Genomic DNA, 15,896 nt, shown 5'->3' on the forward strand with positions numbered 1-15,896 from the left:
AAGTTCGGGAACCCGTACAAAAGAAAACGTTGCCATTGCACTTCACCTTTAGGTACATTAGCACTCAGGAGTTGAGAGTGCTAACGAGGTGAGAATTTGGTATGGCAGCTGTAACTTTAAGCGTTTCTACAGTTAAACCCCTGGGCGATCGCGTATTCGTCAAAGTGAACGCGGCTGAAGAAAAGACCGCAGGTGGTCTCTATTTACCCGACAATGCAAAAGAAAAGCCCCAAGTAGGCGAAGTTGTTGCCGTCGGTGAAGGCAAAATCAAAGATGACGGTGCTCGTCAAGCGTTGGACGTGAAGGTCGGAGATAAAGTTCTCTACTCCAAATACGCTGGTACCGACATCAAACTTGGAACTGACGAATACGTCCTGCTGTCTGAAAAAGACATTCTGGCAGTCGTTTCATAATCTTTTAGTCATTTGTCATCAGTCATTTGTCATGAGTTGTTGGCAAAGGACAAAAAACAAATAACATTCTTTGTAGTTTTCTGCTAAACATTCTTTGACAATTATGGCAAAGCGCATCATTTACAACGAAAACGCACGTCGTGCCCTAGAAAAAGGCATGGACATCTTGACTGAAGCGGTAGCTGTTACCCTCGGTCCCAAAGGTCGTAACGTAGTCCTAGAGAAAAAGTTTGGCGCACCACAAATCATTAATGACGGTGTGACCATTGCTAAAGAAATTGAATTGGAAGACCACGTCGAAAACACTGGCGTTGCTTTGATCCGTCAAGCGGCTTCCAAGACGAACGATGCTGCCGGTGATGGCACCACAACTGCGACCGTTTTGGCTCATGCAGTGGTCAAAGAAGGCTTACGCAACGTTGCAGCTGGTGCAAATGCTATTTCGCTGAAACGTGGTATTGATAAGGCTACCAACTTCTTGGTAGACAAAATCAAAGAACACGCTCGTCCCGTAGAAGATTCCAAAGCAATTGCCCAGGTTGGTTCAATCTCTGCTGGTAACGACGAAGAAGTCGGTCAGATGATTGCCGAAGCAATGGATAAGGTGGGTAAAGAAGGTGTAATTTCCTTGGAAGAAGGAAAGTCCATGACCACCGAATTGGAAATCACAGAAGGGATGCGTTTTGAGAAAGGCTACATCTCTCCCTACTTTGCGACCGATCCCGAGCGGATGGAAGCAGTTTTCGATGAGCCTTTCATCCTGCTAACCGATAAGAAAATCGCTCTGGTACAAGACCTCGTACCCGTATTAGAGCAAGTAGCTCGTGCTGGTCGTCCTTTGGTGATTATCGCTGAAGATATTGAAAAAGAAGCTTTGGCAACTTTGGTCGTTAACCGCCTGCGTGGTGTGCTGAACGTGGCTGCGGTGAAGGCTCCTGGGTTTGGCGATCGCCGCAAATCAATGCTAGAAGACATCGGTATCCTCACCGGTGGTCAAGTTGTCACAGAAGATGCTGGTTTGAAACTAGATAGCACCAAGTTAGATTCTCTAGGTAAGGCTCGCCGCATCACAATCACCAAAGACAACACCACCATTGTTGCCGAAGGTAACGAAGCTGCAGTTAAAGCTCGGATTGACCAAATTCGCCGTCAAATCGAAGAAACCGAATCTTCCTACGACAAAGAAAAGCTACAAGAGCGTCTTGCTAAGCTAGCTGGTGGTGTCGCCGTCGTTAAGGTGGGCGCTGCGACCGAAACCGAAATGAAGGACAAGAAGCTGCGTTTAGAAGACGCTATCAACGCTACCAAAGCTGCTGTGGAAGAAGGTATCGTTCCTGGTGGTGGTACAACACTGGCTCACCTGTCTCCTGCACTGGAAGAATGGGCAAACGGCAACCTCAAAGCTGAAGAGTTGACTGGTGCGTTAATTGTAGCTCGCGCCTTGGCTGCTCCTCTCAAGAGAATTGCTGAAAACGCTGGTCAGAACGGTGCTGTCATTGCCGAGCGCGTTAAGGAAAAAGACTTCAACATCGGCTACGATGCTGCTAAGAACGAGTTTGTTGATCTGTTTGCAGCTGGTATCGTTGATCCTGCCAAAGTTACCCGTTCTGCTTTGCAAAACGCTGCATCCATTGCTGGTATGGTGTTAACCACTGAATGTATTGTGGTTGACAAGCCTGAGCCAAAGGATAACGCTCCTGCTGGTGCTGGCGCTGGTATGGGCGGCGGCGACTTCGATTACTAAGATTCTTTTGACATCCCCCTAGCTTGTGCTGCATGGGGGATTCAAAAGAATCACTACTGAGGTTTTCTGGTTGTACGAAAATCCTCACCGAAAGACGGGGGTTACCGTGAACCAGAGGTGATTTAAATATTTTTATAAAAATTTACCGCCTGTCTTGTTAAGACAGGCGGTTTTTTGTGCTAATGATTTGTCACACTGCTATGCTGCCGTTACACAAGACTGATTCACATTTCCGCAATACCTACTCAAAATTGACTAGTTTTGAAGATAAATACGTACGAACTATGTTACAGTTTCCAACCCTGACGGCTGAGTGTAAGCTTTTAGCAGATTTTCTTTTTCTATAACTTCCCTCTACGGCGTTTGATAGTAAGGAATATGCCCCGCCTTGCTTATCTTTACAAAAATAAAGACACTTTTACTTGCGTTGAAGATTTTACACACAAGAGGCAGGGACGAGGTCTTACAAGATCACGTTGGAGCACCAAGTCCGGCGTAGGATCCATAAAAGAAAATACCTACAACGGTGATGACACCTAAACCTGCGATTGTCGCGACAACCCACAGAGGAATTCTGCCACTTCCAGACACTGCTTTTTCTCCTCTCTTTGCTAAAAAAATTAATGACAAAAGTTAAAAAAACATGACTCAATAGCCGTCATTCCAGTTAGTTAAAGAAGTAACTGGAAAACAAAATACCAAGAACGAAAATCATTAACAGTCCGAGGTAAAGCGAAGTTCGGTTCAGTTCAACCGGCTGCTTATTAGGATTGGGGCTTCTTTCCATGATTTTTTCCTAACGTTGAATAAACTGCATTGCGGCGATCGCGCCTAAAAAGAAGATAGTTGGCACAGCTAGAGTGTGAACTGCCAGCCATCTGACTGTAAAAATTGGATAGGTAACTGGTTGATTGACGTTATTTCCGCTAGTCATGATTTCAAACTACTTTGTGTTACTAAACTGTTCTACTTGTTGTTTTGCATCAAAACGGTTATTCACAATTGGCAATTCCTGCCGTGCTCCTGGGTAATATTCATTAGGACGAGGAGTACCAAACGCATCGTATGCCAAGCCAGTGCTGACAAATAACCAACCCGCAATAAACAGTGCAGGAATGGTGATGCTGTGGATCACCCAGTAACGAACGCTCGTAATAATGTCCGAAAATGGACGCTCTCCAGTAGTTCCTGACATTTATATCCCTACCTTCACAAAAATTGTTATTGAGATCATTATCCTACAAAGTTAAGAAAGAGTTACACCTCGTAACTTCTTTCTCAGAATTTAGCTTAAGCAGCCTCTGATTTGGTAGCAGCTGCAATACTTGGATTGTATTTTAGTAAAATACCGCGATCGCCAATCACAAATCCCTTGTCTGGATTCAGAAAAACAATTTTGTAAAAATTGGCGGGAACTTCTTCAACGTCACGGTCTTTTTCCCAAGTTTTGCCACCATCAAGACTGCGCAGCAAATTACCGCTACCACCACTGATCCAAAGTTCATCTGGTGTACGATAAGCCAGATCTAGTAACCCCCAACTAGTAGAAAGCTCTGGATTTTGAGCTTTTTGCCATTCCTCTGGGTGAACTGGGTCGGTAAACTGTACCTGACCACCTCGTGCTAACATCCATACTTGACCATTTTCGGCAAATCCCATATTTTCTACCCGTCGGGAACTATTCCGGTTGTGGGGTTCCCAAGCATTTAACCCTGGTTCCCAAGTTGAGTAGAAGTTACCTTTTGCAGAAACAGCCACATATTTGCCATCAGGAGAACGTTCGATGTTGCGAACCACGCCAACAGCTTGTTCTACCTGTGCTTTCCAGTTTTTACCGCCATCTGTAGTTTTGTATATCGCTCCTACATCTGTCGCGATCTCAACTGTGTTTTGTCCCAGTGCGACAGTACTAACAGGATTACCTGGTAGCTTTTCACTCAGTTGAATGCGGAACCAAGAACGACCTTCATCGGTGGTGTGTAATAACAGAGCCGGTTCTCCAGCTATCCACCCCTCTTTACCTCTAAAACTGATCGTGTTAAAACGATACCTTTGGTCATCTAATTCTAATTCTAGAGGTTGCCAAGTTGTACCACCATCTTTTGTTTCCAAAAGAGTAGCATTGCTGCCTACTAGGAAACCATGCTGGGGGTTATCTGTAAAAGCAATATCCAGTAGTTTTGCTTGTGTTGGGACAGAAATAACTTCCCAAGGATTGAAGGTGGTTGAGGGAACATTACTACAACCAACACACATCAGGATGACCACGAACAAAGCGAGTATTCGTTGGCAAATTTTTACAATCGGGAGCATCTGTTATCTGTTTGTTTTTTTGTGAATTTGTGAATTTGTGTATGGGTTTTGTGTTATTCAGGTATTACCCACCCGTAAAGAACGTGTTTTATCGTAAGCCATAGAGACTAAGAAAAAACAAAAAGGCAACAGCCAAAGCTCCGAAAATGAGAAGATTTTTCTGACCTGGTGTGAGAGTATTCACACCCAAACCAAAGTTTAGATTTTCTTTAAAGCCGGATGCTGTGCCAGCAGGACCAACGTTTGCAAAAGCACTCTTTTTTGCACCGCAAACTGGACAGCGCCAATCAGAAGATATTTCCGCAAAGCCTGTCCCTGGAGCGATGTCACGCTTGTCGTCCCCCTTCTCGGGTTCGTAAACGTAACCGCAAGAACGGCACTCGTAGCGGTCTAACGCAGTTGTTTCAACAGCTTGTTCGCTCATGGCTCTTGGCCTCGGTGAGAAGCAAATATTAAATATACGTTAAAAATTATGACATTAAGTGTTAGGTTTTTCTATGTTGACCAAAAACGAATCAAATCATCTACAACTCTGTTTGTTGAGATTCAAGAAAGTCAAAAAGATATAATGTAAAAGAAGTTTACACTTCACCGGATGCCTCTCGCTTGCCCCTTGAGCGATCTGCCGCTATCTGGAGCACGAAGCGATCGCCCACTCAGCGCAGCTTCTTCAAAAGAAGGCACGGCATCCGGTGAAGTGAACGCCCTCCGGGTTCGCCCAAGGGGAGAACCCAAGCCCAGAGCTAGTTGCCGTGAGAGCGAGAAACCCTTTCCCAGCACTGGTCTGGTTAAAGTTATTAGCACCAAAAGCGGTAGAAACTGATTGTGTTTGTCCTTAGCGGTTACGAGTATCTTCTTGGCTTCTTCATTATCTGTAGCCTAGTGCCTGCCTTGGCTCTGTCAGCGTCCAAGCTCCTGCGACCCAGCGGTCGCAACCCAGAACGGCGCACCACATATGAATCCGGCATGGAACCCATTGGTGGAGCTTGGATTCAATTCAACATTCGCTACTACATGTTCGCGCTGGTCTTCGTCATCTTTGATGTTGAGACTGTATTTTTGTATCCTTGGGCGGTTGCTTTCCACCGTCTTGGGCTATTGGCATTTATTGAAGCGCTAATTTTTATTGCAATTCTTGTCGTTGCCCTAGCGTACGCATGGCGTAAAGGAGCTTTGGAATGGTCTTAGATACTAACATAGAACAGCAAAAAGAGCGCATTCTCAACCCAATGTCGCGGACTACAGTAACCCAAGATTTGTCAGAAAACGTTATCCTGACGACGGTTGATGACCTCTACAACTGGGTGCGCCTTTCTAGCCTTTGGCCGATGCTGTTTGGTACCGCTTGCTGCTTTATTGAATTTGCAGCTTTGATTGGTTCCCGATTTGACTTTGACCGCTTTGGTTTGATTCCCCGTTCTAGCCCTCGTCAAGCTGACTTAATTATTACTGCAGGCACAATTACCATGAAGATGGCACCTCAGCTTGTGCGTCTTTATGAGCAAATGCCAGAACCCAAGTACGTGATTGCTATGGGTGCTTGCACGATTACTGGCGGTATGTTCAGCGTGGATTCTCCTTCGGCTGTACGCGGTGTCGATAAATTGATTCCAGTGGACGTTTACTTACCCGGTTGTCCCCCACGTCCAGAGGCGATTATTGACGCAATAATCAAGCTGCGCAAGAAGATAGCAAATGATTCGATGCAGGAACGCGATCGAATTAAGCAAACCCACCGCTATTACAGCACAACTCACAACCTCAAACCCGCAGAGCAAATCCACACTGGTAAATATTTACGGACAGAATCTCGCTTCGCACCACCGAAGGAGTTGACTGAGGCGATCGGTTTACCCGTCCCACCTGCTCTTTTGACTCAAAAGGTACAAAAGGAGGAAACTAAGCGTGGCTGAAGAATCGAAAGAAGAATCCAAAGCTGAAGAATCTAAAGCTGAAGAATCCAAAGCTGAAGAATCCAAAGCTGAAAAATCCAAAGCTAAAAAACCTAAAGCTGAAGAATCTAAAGAAGAATCCAAAGCTAAAAAACCTAAAGCTGAAGAATCAGAAGAAGAATCCGACGACGAAGCAGCACCAGCAGAGGAAAAGTCAATAGTCAAAGCAGGCGCGGTTTCCCTGTGGTTAACTGAAAATGGCTTTGATCATGAGTCTCTACAAGCAGATCATAGCGGTATAGAGATTATTAAAGTTGAGGCAGATTTTCTGCTTCCACTTTGCACTGCACTGTATGCTTACGGGTTTAATTCTCTCCAGTGTCAAGCTGGGATTGATTTGGGGCCAGGACAGCAGTTGGTTAGTGTCTATAACTTGATTAAAATCAGTGATAATGCTGACCGTCCTGAAGAAGTGCGTCTCAAAGTGTTCCTCCCACGGGAAAATCCCAGAGTTCCCTCAGTTTACTGGATTTGGAAGACAGCAGACTGGCAAGAACGTGAGTCCTACGATATGTATGGCATTTTCTACGAAGGACACCCAGATCTGAAGCGGATTTTGATGCCAGAAGATTGGGTAGGTTGGCCCTTACGTAAGGATTACGTGTCGCCTGACTTCTATGAGTTGCAGGACGCTTATTAAAGCAAGCGCATCTTATTGTTAGCCCCTCTTTGCGATTTGTCGTCGAAGAGGGGTTTGTTTTTTTGTTTCGCAACAGAGGACGCACACACGCATAAGTGTAGAAACACACATCTACATGTAGGGTGGGCATCGGTAATGCCCACCCTGGCTAATTCAAGAGTGTATTGCACCTGAAAGTGGGTGATGATAGAAATAGTCAGCACGTCATACGCTATTATCCGATGTCTGAAGAATTATTAAAGTCTTTTCAGGAAGCATATAGAAATTTGGAACTTTTGCCACTTGTAGAACCGAAGGATCTGTCTAGATTTAGAGTTGATTACGGTGGCGAGATTATTGAAGAATTAGAGCAATTAGTTGAAGATAGCCCTAGTGCTGATGGCAAGATTATCTTTACAGGACATCGTGGGTGTGGTAAGTCCACTTTGTTAGCTGAATTTAGCAGGCGATTGCGCGATCGCTATTTTGTGGTTTCCTTTTCTATTGCCGACACAATAGAGATGTCGGATGTTAATCATATCAACATCTTATTTGCCATTGCACTCAACTTAATGTCTGAGGCGGAAGCAAGCCGAGTGGAAATTCCTCAATCCACTAAAGAACCTCTTTATAAGTGGTTTGCTAAGCGCACTCGTACTGAAGAAACAAAATTTCAAGGAGAAGCTTCAACAGGCTTTGACTTTTTCAAGTTAATTATTACAAAATTGAAAGTAGATTCTACCATTAGGTATGAAATTAAGCAAGAGTTTGAACGCAAATTATCAGATTTAGTTGCTAGAATTAATGAAATAGCTGCTTTGATTCAAGTGGCATCAAAGAAAGAAATTTTAGTTATTATTGATGATTTAGATAAACTTGATCTAGCAAGAGTTAATGAAATTTATAAAAATAATATCAAGGCTCTTTGCCAACCTAATATCCGGATAATCTATACCATACCAATAGCTATCATCCGCGAAACTTTTCTCAGCACAGTCATTGCTACAGAAACCAACAATCAAATTGTAGTCATGCCTGTCTTAAAAATATTTGAAAAAGGCAAAAACCGTTTGCCGGATTCTCGACCACGTCAGGAAGCTACAGATGTTTTGTGTGAAATTTTAGATAAGCGGCTTGCTACTAACTTAATTGAAAGTCATACTGCTGAAAAGATAGTTGTCACAAGTGGTGGAGTGTTGCGAGAGTTAATTAGAATTGCCAATGAATGTTGTCGGATTTGTTTAAGGTTAATCAGGCGAAAAACAGGAGAACAAGTCATTATTGATGATAGTGTTCTACAGCAAGCAGTGACTAAAATACGTAATGACTTTGCTATTCGCCTAAGCAAGATTGATTATGATATTTTGCAAAAAACTTATCAAAACTTCATGCCGGATGACCCAAAACAACCAGAGTTCTTAGATTTACTACATGGTTTATATGTGCTGGAATATCGTAATGATGAGCCTTGGTACGATGTTCACCCGGTTGTTGTAGAAACTTTGAGAAGGCGAGGGTTAATTAATGGAAGCTAGCGAATCTTACCCTCAATTTATCTTTGTAAACAAAGAGGAAACCCAAACAGAATTTGCTCGGACAACTCAAGAATTATTAGATGATGAAGAAAATCAAGATGCTTATGATGATTTAATCGTCAGCATTGAGGCAAAAGAACAGGGATTAAACTTGCTGATTGGGGTTTGCGATGATGGTAACTTCCGCGATCGCATTATTTCCCACTACGAAGCTGAACTACAACAGAGCTTCCGTCCCTATCGAGTCACACTAACGCGGGGTGAACCGAGTCTCAAGGCTGCTATCAACCAACTGGTGGAACAAGAAGAATATCTCCGTCAGCTTAAGTCAGCGGTGATAACTGTAACGGGTGTAGAACAACTTTATTTTCTCAGACTGGGGGAGGAACGTTCTGAACAGGAGAAATTTTTCGGGTACTTGCAGTGGACACGGGAAGCATTACGCGAGTTTCCTTACGCTATTGTCTTATGGGTGACTCACCAAATTCTTGTCAACCTGAGTCAAAAAGCACCAGATTTTTGGAGTTGGCGCAATGGTGTTTTCCGGTTTGTGTCAAAAAAAACTGTTACTGTTTCCAGTAAAGAGCTTGAATCTATCCGCTTTGCCTTCAGCGACTCGGAATTAGCTGACACAAATGACTCTAACCCCGACTTCTTGCCCTTAGAAGATTTGCAAAACTTAATCGAGAAAATTGAACAGGAAAGGGGAGTAAAAGACCCTAGCTTAGCTACTTTGTATTCAAGGTTGGGGCAAATTTACCGAAGGAGGTTAAATCGGAGTGAGGCTCAGGATTATAAGAAAGAACAAGACTTGGCAATTCTATATTTTACGAAAACTACTAAACTGCAAAAAGAATTAGGTTTGGAGAGAGATTTAGCTATAAGCCTCCACAATCTGGCATCACTCTACCATTTTCAAGGACACTACAGCGAAGCTGAACCGCTGTATGAGGATGCTTTAGAACTGACAAAATGTCTGTTGGGAGAGAAACATCCCAATTTCGCTACAAGCCTTCACAACCTGGCGGGACTCTACGAGTCCCAAGGACGCTACAGCGAAGCCGAACCACTGTACCTACAAGCTTTAGAATTGAGAAAACGCCTGTTAGGAGAGGAACATCTCTCAGTTGCACAAAGCCTTAACGACTTGGCACTACTCTACTGTTCCCAAGGACGCTACAGCGAAGCCGAACCCCTGTACCAACAAGCTTTAGAACTGAGAAAACGCCTGTTGGGAGAGGAACACCCCTCAGTTGCACAAAGCCTTAATAACCTGGCAGTACTCTACAAGTCCCAAGGACTCTACAATGACTCTGAACCTCTGTACCAGCAAGCTTTAGAACTCTACAAACGCCTATTAGGGCAAGAACACCCCGCTGTCGCCACCAGCCTCAATAACCTGGCATTACTCTACTATTCCCAAGGACGCTACAGCGAAGCCGAGCCCCTGTACCAGCAAGCTTTAGAACTGACAAAACGTCTGTTGGGAGAAGAACATCCCGCTGTCGCCACCAGCCTCAACAACTTAGCATTACTTTATAAATCTCAAGGACGCTACACTGAAGCCGAACCTCTATACCAGCAAGCTTTAGAACTGACAAAACGTCTGTTGGGAGAAGAACATCCCGCAGTTGCACAAAGCCTCAACAACTTAGCATTACTTTATAAATCTCAAGGACGCTACACTGAAGCCGAACCTCTGTACCAACAAGCTTTAGAACTGACAAAACGCCTGTTGGGAGAAGAACATCCCGTAGTTGCACAAATCTTCAACAACTTAGCATTACTTTATAAATCTCAAGGACGCTACACTGAAGCCGAACCTCTGTACCAGCGAGCTTTAGAACTGAGAAAACGCCTGTTGGGAGAGGAACATCCCGCAGTTGCACAAAGCCTCAATAACCTGGCAGAACTGTACCGTATTATTGGACACTACACTGAAGCAGAACCACTGTATCTGAAAGCTTTGGAACTAACAAAACGCCTGTTGGGAGACAACCATCCCGATGTTGCCCTTATGTTAAATAATTTAGCATTACTCTACTATAATCAAGGACGCTATCGAGAAGCTGAGCCATTGTCATTACAAGCAATAGAGAGGGATAAGCGATTGTTAGGAGAAAATCCTGGTTTTGCTACAGACCTTCACAATTTGGCATTGATATACTCTGCTCAAGGAAGCTACAACAAAGCAGAAGCATTGTTTCTACAAGCTTTAAAACTTAAGCAACATCTACTACCAAAGGATCACCCGCTTTTGGCAGACACTATGTACGCTTTAGGTAATATGTACAGACAACAGGGACACTATAGTGAAGCGGAACCTTGGTGTATAAAAGCATTGGAACTTGATAAACGTTTCCTGGGAGATAACCATCCAAATGTTGCTGAAAGTCTCAACAACCTGGCAGATCTCTATTTTTCCCAAGGACGCTACAGCGAAACCGAACCGTTGTACCTGCAAGCTTTAAGGATTTGTGAGCAAGTTTTAGGTACAAATCATCCCAATACTGTTAGTGTCCGTAAAAATCTTGAAAGACTGCGCGTCGCAATGCATTCAGATGGTTTGAGTGGTGATAATACACCGTAGAGCGATCAGTACATACAAAGAGTGCAAGTAACCATTTGGCGACAAAATGCTTCATCCGAAGACATCGCAATTTTTGATAAAGTTTTAGCACAGTATTCCTAATACAGTTTAACAACGTGCGGACTGACAAAATATTCTACAGTTTGTTTCAAGCTTTTCCCAGCATATTTTTTGATATAATTGGCGACACAACCATCAATCCCAATACTTATGAATTCGTTTCCATTGAACTCAAAGAAACTGCCTTTCGGATTGATGGTGTGTTTGTCCCAGCAACTGAAACCACAAATCAGCCAGTTTATTTTGTCGAAGTTCAGTTTCAACTAGACTCAAATTTTTATAGGCGCTTTTTTGCAGAAATCTTTCTCTATCTGCGTCAAAATACATCCGTTAAGTTTTGGCGTGCAGTTGTTATCTATCCCAACCAAAATTTCGATCCAGACGATCAACAGCCATATCAGTTGTTGCTGGAGAGTCCACAAGTCCAGCGCATTTATTTAGATGAATTAGGTACAGCCGCAGAAAACTCACTTCAACTTGCGGTTGTGCAGTTAATTATAGAACGAGAAGAGACAGCCGTTGATCGAGGTAGAGAATTGATTTTGCGGGCAAGACAACAACTGACAGATGAAGCGACCAGGACGCAAATTGTAGAATTGATAGAAACCATCCTGTTGTACAAGTTTACTCAGTTAAGCCGAGAGGAGTTGGCAGCAATGTTGGGCATAGATGACGAATTCAGAAAGACAAGGATGTATCAATCCATTAAGGAGGAAGGTAAGGAGGAAGGCTTAGAAGAAGGTAAGCTGCAAGCAAAGTTAGAAGCAGTACCCCGATTGTTAGCTTTAGGTTTGAGTGTCGAACAAGTAGCAAGGACTTTGGATTTGAGGCTGGAGCAAGTACAGCAAGCAGCCCAAAACCAATCTAGCTGATAGCTAGTGCATAAGGTGTTTCATGGCTACAAAACAGAGCGATGCGGAAGCCGCCACCTCCGGTGAACGCACTTTCGGTGGCTCCCTTCTTTAACAATTATCAGTTATCACTCTTTACTGATAACTGATAACTGTTTACTGATTTAACGAGGTGGATAATTTACGTTTGATATTTGTTGCCACAAATTTTGTGCATTGTTCGCCCACTGGAAATTCTTCTGAGCTTTGTATAAATCTCTGGCATATTGCAATACTTCTGCTGCCTGTGGGTATTGCTTTAACTCTATAAAAACTAACCCAGCGCTATAATAAGCATTGGCATTATTTGTGTTTGCTTGTGCTGATTTTCTAAAAGCTTCTAATGCATCTTTTAATTTTCTTTGGTTCAAAAAAATGGCACCGAGATTGTAATAAGCTTCGGAATATTTTGGATTGATTTTAACTGCTTTGCGAAAGGCATCTTTTGCTTTATCGGCTTTGCCTTGCTGTAAATAACAGATGCCCATATGATACGCAGGTTCTGGTGCGTTTTGGCTCAGTTCCATTGCTTTTTTAAAGGATGCGATCGCTTGCTCACAATCTCGTTGTTGCTCGCGCAGCAACCCTAAGTTATAGTAAGCCACTCCCAGTTTAGGATCCAGTTGTATTGCTCGTTGCAAGTAATCGTTTGCTTGTTGCCAATTGCTTCCTTCCAAGAGTGAACCACCAAGATTAGCGTAAGCCAGGGCAAACTGGGGATCAGATTGTGTCGCTTTGTAAAATGCATCAGCCGCAGGTTGTAATTGTCCGGCTTGTCGCAGTGCTAGTCCTAAGTTGTAGTGAGCTGCGGCTAACTTGGGATCAAGTTCTGTGGCTTTACGAAATAAGGCGATCGCATCTTCTACTCTCCCCACCTGAATGGCTTCTAATCCTTGTGTTAAGTAATCTTGAGCGCTGCTATCAATGTATTGCGCCAGTTTTAGAAGGTGATCAGATAAAGGAGCAGCAGGAGGTGGAGAAGCTGAGGATGATGGGCACACAAGGCTTTGGACTACTAATATGAAACCCACTAAAGTAGGAAGGCGATTTTTATAAAGAGGAACCTGCATTGTTTTCTGGTGTTGGAACAGTTTAAGTTACGTTTACTTTACAAAGTTTATCTAACATATGACCACATTCATATAAGTTTAATTTTATATAGCAAATTTTGTAATAGTTAAATTATCTTGATTTAAATATTACGAGAAACTACAATTTTTCACTACCTATATTAAAAGAGAGATAATCTCAAGTTAAGGAGACAATAATCTTTGGGATCATCAAATTTTGAACTATCAATAACATAAGATAACGCGGCTAGATATGTCTAGCTGCAAGGGAGGTTGTATGAACGAAAAAGTGAAATCGGGTTCGCGAAATGTGGCAATTGTTGGTCCATATTTAAGTGGAAAAACCACATTCCTGGAAAGTTTATTATTCGTTACAGGTGCAATAACTCGCAAAGGCAGCGTTAAGGATGGTAACACAATAGGAGATAGTGCTGCTGAATCGCGCGATCGCCATATGAGTGTAGAAGTGAGTGCTGCTAGCACTGAATATAATGACACTCGCTTCACATTTATTGATTGTCCTGGAAGTGTGGAATTTGCCCAAGAAACGTACAACGCCTTAATGGGCGTGGATGCAGCAATTGTGGTTTGCGAACCCATCACAGACCGAGTCCTCACCCTTGCCCCTTTATTTAAATTCCTTGACGACTGGGAAATTCCTCACCTCGTCTTTGTGAATAAAATGGATCGGGCTAATATTAATGTTTTAGACACGCTACACGCCCTCAAAGCCGTTTCCAGTCGTCCCTTGGTAGCCCATCAATATCCCATCATCCAAGGGGAACAGCTCATGGGCTTTATCGACTTGGTGAGCGAACAAGCATACAAGTACCATGCAGGTGCACCTGCTGACCCCATCGCCTTCCCGGAAGAACTCAAAGAACAAGAACACACAGCACGGGCAGAAATGCTCGAAGCTTTGGCAGATTTTGACGACCATTTACTAGAAGAACTTTTAGAAGACATCGAACCTCCCCAAGAAGAAATCCTCAAAGACCTGAAAATGGAATTAGGGGCAGATTTGGTTGTCCCTGTTTTCTTTGGAGTTGCTGAGCAAGATTACGGTGTACGCCCACTTCTAGAAGCTTTACTCAGAGAAGCGCCTGAACCAGAAACCACAGCAGAACGTCGCTTAAAAGTTAAAAAAGGCGATTCCCCTGTGGCGCAAGTGCTGAAAACTTACTACACCCCCCAAGGTGGCAAATTATCTCTGGTACGAGTTTGGCGGGGTAAGTTAACTGATGGCATTGTTCTCAACGGTGTTCGTGCTGGTGGTCTTTACCGCCTCATGGGACAACAACAGCAGTCAATTAATCAAGCTTGTGTTGGTGAAATCGTTGCGATTAGTCGTTTAGAGGGTATTAAGACCGGGGATACTCTTTCTTGTGAACAGATAACGACAGCATTACCCAAAGCTGGACAACTAGAACCAGTTTATGCCCTGGCAATCACTCCCGAAAAGCGCAACGATGAAGTAAAACTCAGCAGTGCGATCACCAAGCTGTTGGAAGAAGACTGCTCTCTTGCTTGGGAACAACACGGCGATACCCACGAAGTTATTTTGTGGGGTCAAGGTGAGATTCATTTGCAAGTTGCACTAGACCGACTGCGCCGCAAATATAATTTGCCGATGACAACGCACTTACCGCAAGTGCCTTACAAAGAAACCATTCGCAAACCGGCGTCATCAATTCACGGACGCTACAAACACCAAAGCGGTGGTCACGGACAGTTTGGCGATGTTTACCTTGACATTCAGCCATTATCACGCGGCGAAGGCTTTAACTTCAAAGAAACTATCGTAGGTGGTGTCGTTCCTAGGCAATACATTCCTGGTGTGGAAATAGGCGTGCGGGAGTTTCTGTCACATGGTCCCTTGGGTTTCCCCGTTGTGGATGTGGCGGTAACTTTAACAAATGGTTCATACCACACTGTTGATAGTTCCGAGCAAGCATTTAAGCAAGCTGCCCGTCTTGCCATGCAAACAGGACTGCCGAAGTGTGAACCTACCCTGCTAGAACCGATCATTCGTGTGCAAGTCTCCACTCCCAACGAATTTACTGCCAAAGTGCTGCAACTTGTCACTGGTAGGCGGGGGCAGATTTTGGGTTATGAAGGTGTGCATGACTGGCAAGGATGGGACTGTGTGATCGCTTATCTACCACAAGCAGAGATGCAGAACTTTATTGTGGAGTTGCGATCGCTCACTCTTGGCGTTGGTTCCTTCCATTGGGAATACGACCATCTTCAAGAAGTTCCTGATAGAATTGCCGATCGCATTCTTACGTCTGGTAATGGCAATGGTGGTAATGGCAATGGTAAGTAATTCTTGATTTTGGATGAATCAAAATCCTCTAATTTTGCACAGTTGCTGATTTTGGTAATGATCAGGACTTATACCAATTCTCCATGAAGATGCACTTAATATTTATGAAACGAACCGCCAAGACGCCAAGAACGCCAAGAATGAAAGAGTAAGTATTAAGTGCAAGTTTACAGAGAACTGGTATTATATCATGTCCGTTCAAATAACCGTCCGCAGCGACCGTTAACGCGGGCACCATTTCCCGCGTTGACCTCGAACCAACATAGGGAGGCAGCGCGTTGGAGAGCCAGCGCTGCAGGAGGGGAGCCAGTGCGTTGCGGAGAGCAGCGCCTTGCGGGGGTTCCCCCCGTTGTGGCGACTGCGGAGGGTTCCCCCCGTTGTAGC

The 15,896-nt window shown here is 43.9% G+C and carries 17 protein-coding genes; 9 read left to right on the forward strand and 8 right to left on the reverse strand.

Translation table 11 applies throughout. From position 1 onward, the window contains the following. Window positions 1-101: 101 nt before the first annotated feature. Window positions 102-413 carry a co-chaperone GroES gene (groES, locus tag AC5JM2_RS24550; protein WP_169266423.1) on the forward strand — a complete coding sequence of 104 codons (312 nt, stop codon included), beginning with the start codon at window positions 102-104 and terminating at the stop codon, window positions 411-413. 103 nt (window positions 414-516) lie between these two features. Further along, complete coding sequence (gene groL, locus AC5JM2_RS24555; protein ID WP_495837429.1) at window positions 517-2,157, forward strand: chaperonin GroEL; 1,641 nt, start codon at window positions 517-519, stop codon at window positions 2,155-2,157. A gap of 471 nt (window positions 2,158-2,628) precedes the next feature. On the opposite strand, the gene AC5JM2_RS24560 is transcribed toward groL, so the two are convergent. The 7 genes from AC5JM2_RS24560 to AC5JM2_RS24590 form a co-directional block, all read right to left on the reverse strand. Then, on the reverse strand, window positions 2,629-2,748 hold the full coding sequence (locus AC5JM2_RS24560) for a photosystem II reaction center protein J (RefSeq protein WP_169266421.1): 120 nt from the start codon (window positions 2,746-2,748) through the stop codon (window positions 2,629-2,631). A gap of 76 nt (window positions 2,749-2,824) precedes the next feature. Further along, window positions 2,825-2,944, reverse strand: a complete 120-nt coding sequence (psbL, locus tag AC5JM2_RS24565; RefSeq protein WP_211178552.1) for a photosystem II reaction center protein PsbL — start codon at window positions 2,942-2,944, stop codon at window positions 2,825-2,827. Window positions 2,945-2,953: 9 nt separating this feature from the next. Next, window positions 2,954-3,091 carry a cytochrome b559 subunit beta gene (psbF, locus tag AC5JM2_RS24570; RefSeq protein WP_048868923.1) on the reverse strand — a complete coding sequence of 46 codons (138 nt, stop codon included), beginning with the start codon at window positions 3,089-3,091 and terminating at the stop codon, window positions 2,954-2,956. A gap of 9 nt (window positions 3,092-3,100) precedes the next feature. Beyond that, a complete protein-coding gene (gene psbE / locus AC5JM2_RS24575) occupies window positions 3,101-3,352 on the reverse strand; it encodes a cytochrome b559 subunit alpha (protein ID WP_169266419.1) in 252 nt (83 codons plus the stop codon). 95 nt (window positions 3,353-3,447) lie between these two features. Further along, complete coding sequence (locus tag AC5JM2_RS24580) at window positions 3,448-4,470, reverse strand: photosynthesis system II assembly factor Ycf48 (protein WP_495837430.1); 1,023 nt, start codon at window positions 4,468-4,470, stop codon at window positions 3,448-3,450. A gap of 88 nt (window positions 4,471-4,558) precedes the next feature. Further along, a complete protein-coding gene (locus tag AC5JM2_RS24585) occupies window positions 4,559-4,894 on the reverse strand; it encodes a rubredoxin (RefSeq protein WP_495837431.1) in 336 nt (111 codons plus the stop codon). A 164-nt stretch (window positions 4,895-5,058) separates the two neighbouring features. Then, window positions 5,059-5,277 (reverse strand): hypothetical protein, encoded by a 219-nt coding sequence (locus AC5JM2_RS24590; protein WP_495837432.1) that lies wholly within the window; start codon window positions 5,275-5,277, stop codon window positions 5,059-5,061. An 18-nt stretch (window positions 5,278-5,295) separates the two neighbouring features. On the opposite strand from AC5JM2_RS24590, the gene ndhC reads away from it, so the two are divergent. The 6 genes from ndhC (at window position 5,296) to AC5JM2_RS24620 (ending at window position 12,098) form a co-directional block, all read left to right on the forward strand. Next, window positions 5,296-5,658 carry a photosynthetic/respiratory NAD(P)H-quinone oxidoreductase subunit C gene (gene ndhC, locus AC5JM2_RS24595; RefSeq protein ID WP_495837433.1) on the forward strand — a complete coding sequence of 121 codons (363 nt, stop codon included), beginning with the start codon at window positions 5,296-5,298 and terminating at the stop codon, window positions 5,656-5,658. Then, a complete protein-coding gene (locus AC5JM2_RS24600) occupies window positions 5,649-6,383 on the forward strand; it encodes an NADH dehydrogenase subunit K (protein WP_495837434.1) in 735 nt (244 codons plus the stop codon). Before ndhC ends, AC5JM2_RS24600 begins: the two co-directional genes overlap by 10 nt. After that, window positions 6,376-7,062 carry an NAD(P)H-quinone oxidoreductase subunit J gene (locus tag AC5JM2_RS24605; protein ID WP_495837435.1) on the forward strand — a complete coding sequence of 229 codons (687 nt, stop codon included), beginning with the start codon at window positions 6,376-6,378 and terminating at the stop codon, window positions 7,060-7,062. The genes AC5JM2_RS24600 and AC5JM2_RS24605 overlap by 8 nt, the downstream gene beginning before the upstream one ends. A 221-nt stretch (window positions 7,063-7,283) precedes the next feature. After that, complete coding sequence (locus AC5JM2_RS24610; RefSeq protein ID WP_495837436.1) at window positions 7,284-8,576, forward strand: AAA family ATPase; 1,293 nt, start codon at window positions 7,284-7,286, stop codon at window positions 8,574-8,576. After that, the gene (locus tag AC5JM2_RS24615; protein WP_495837437.1) at window positions 8,566-11,166 is read left to right on the forward strand and encodes a tetratricopeptide repeat protein; all 2,601 of its coding nucleotides are present in this window, start codon (window positions 8,566-8,568) and stop codon (window positions 11,164-11,166) included. The genes AC5JM2_RS24610 and AC5JM2_RS24615 overlap by 11 nt, the downstream gene beginning before the upstream one ends. A gap of 116 nt (window positions 11,167-11,282) precedes the next feature. Then, complete coding sequence (locus AC5JM2_RS24620; RefSeq protein ID WP_495837438.1) at window positions 11,283-12,098, forward strand: Rpn family recombination-promoting nuclease/putative transposase; 816 nt, start codon at window positions 11,283-11,285, stop codon at window positions 12,096-12,098. Between the two features lie 143 nt (window positions 12,099-12,241). Here the strand turns inward: AC5JM2_RS24620 and AC5JM2_RS24625 are convergent, their stop codons facing one another. After that, complete coding sequence (locus AC5JM2_RS24625) at window positions 12,242-13,186, reverse strand: tetratricopeptide repeat protein (protein WP_495837439.1); 945 nt, start codon at window positions 13,184-13,186, stop codon at window positions 12,242-12,244. Between the two features lie 277 nt (window positions 13,187-13,463). Here AC5JM2_RS24625 and AC5JM2_RS24630 point away from each other — a divergent pair, with 277 nt between their 5' ends. After that, the gene (locus AC5JM2_RS24630; protein WP_495837440.1) at window positions 13,464-15,512 is read left to right on the forward strand and encodes an elongation factor G; all 2,049 of its coding nucleotides are present in this window, start codon (window positions 13,464-13,466) and stop codon (window positions 15,510-15,512) included. The last annotated feature ends 384 nt before the right edge of the window (window positions 15,513-15,896 follow it).

It is taken from the genome of Brasilonema angustatum, from assembly GCF_059505445.1.

What these genes read in the sequence shown, in the direction of transcription:
- groES (WP_169266423.1), top strand. Translation starts at nt 102, where the DNA reads ATGGCAGCTGTAACTTTAAGCGTTTCTACAGTTAAACCCCTGGGCGAT.
- groL (WP_495837429.1), top strand. Translation starts at nt 517, where the DNA reads ATGGCAAAGCGCATCATTTACAACGAAAACGCACGTCGTGCCCTAGAA.
- psbL (WP_211178552.1), bottom strand. Translation starts at nt 2,944, where the DNA reads ATGGAAAGAAGCCCCAATCCTAATAAGCAGCCGGTTGAACTGAACCGA.
- psbF (WP_048868923.1), bottom strand. Translation starts at nt 3,091, where the DNA reads ATGACTAGCGGAAATAACGTCAATCAACCAGTTACCTATCCAATTTTT.
- psbE (WP_169266419.1), bottom strand. Translation starts at nt 3,352, where the DNA reads ATGTCAGGAACTACTGGAGAGCGTCCATTTTCGGACATTATTACGAGC.
- AC5JM2_RS24580 (WP_495837430.1), bottom strand. Translation starts at nt 4,470, where the DNA reads ATGCTCCCGATTGTAAAAATTTGCCAACGAATACTCGCTTTGTTCGTG.
- AC5JM2_RS24585 (WP_495837431.1), bottom strand. Translation starts at nt 4,894, where the DNA reads ATGAGCGAACAAGCTGTTGAAACAACTGCGTTAGACCGCTACGAGTGC.
- AC5JM2_RS24600 (WP_495837434.1), top strand. Translation starts at nt 5,649, where the DNA reads ATGGTCTTAGATACTAACATAGAACAGCAAAAAGAGCGCATTCTCAAC.
- AC5JM2_RS24610 (WP_495837436.1), top strand. Translation starts at nt 7,284, where the DNA reads ATGTCTGAAGAATTATTAAAGTCTTTTCAGGAAGCATATAGAAATTTG.
- AC5JM2_RS24615 (WP_495837437.1), top strand. Translation starts at nt 8,566, where the DNA reads ATGGAAGCTAGCGAATCTTACCCTCAATTTATCTTTGTAAACAAAGAG.
- AC5JM2_RS24625 (WP_495837439.1), bottom strand. Translation starts at nt 13,186, where the DNA reads ATGCAGGTTCCTCTTTATAAAAATCGCCTTCCTACTTTAGTGGGTTTC.
- AC5JM2_RS24630 (WP_495837440.1), top strand. Translation starts at nt 13,464, where the DNA reads ATGAACGAAAAAGTGAAATCGGGTTCGCGAAATGTGGCAATTGTTGGT.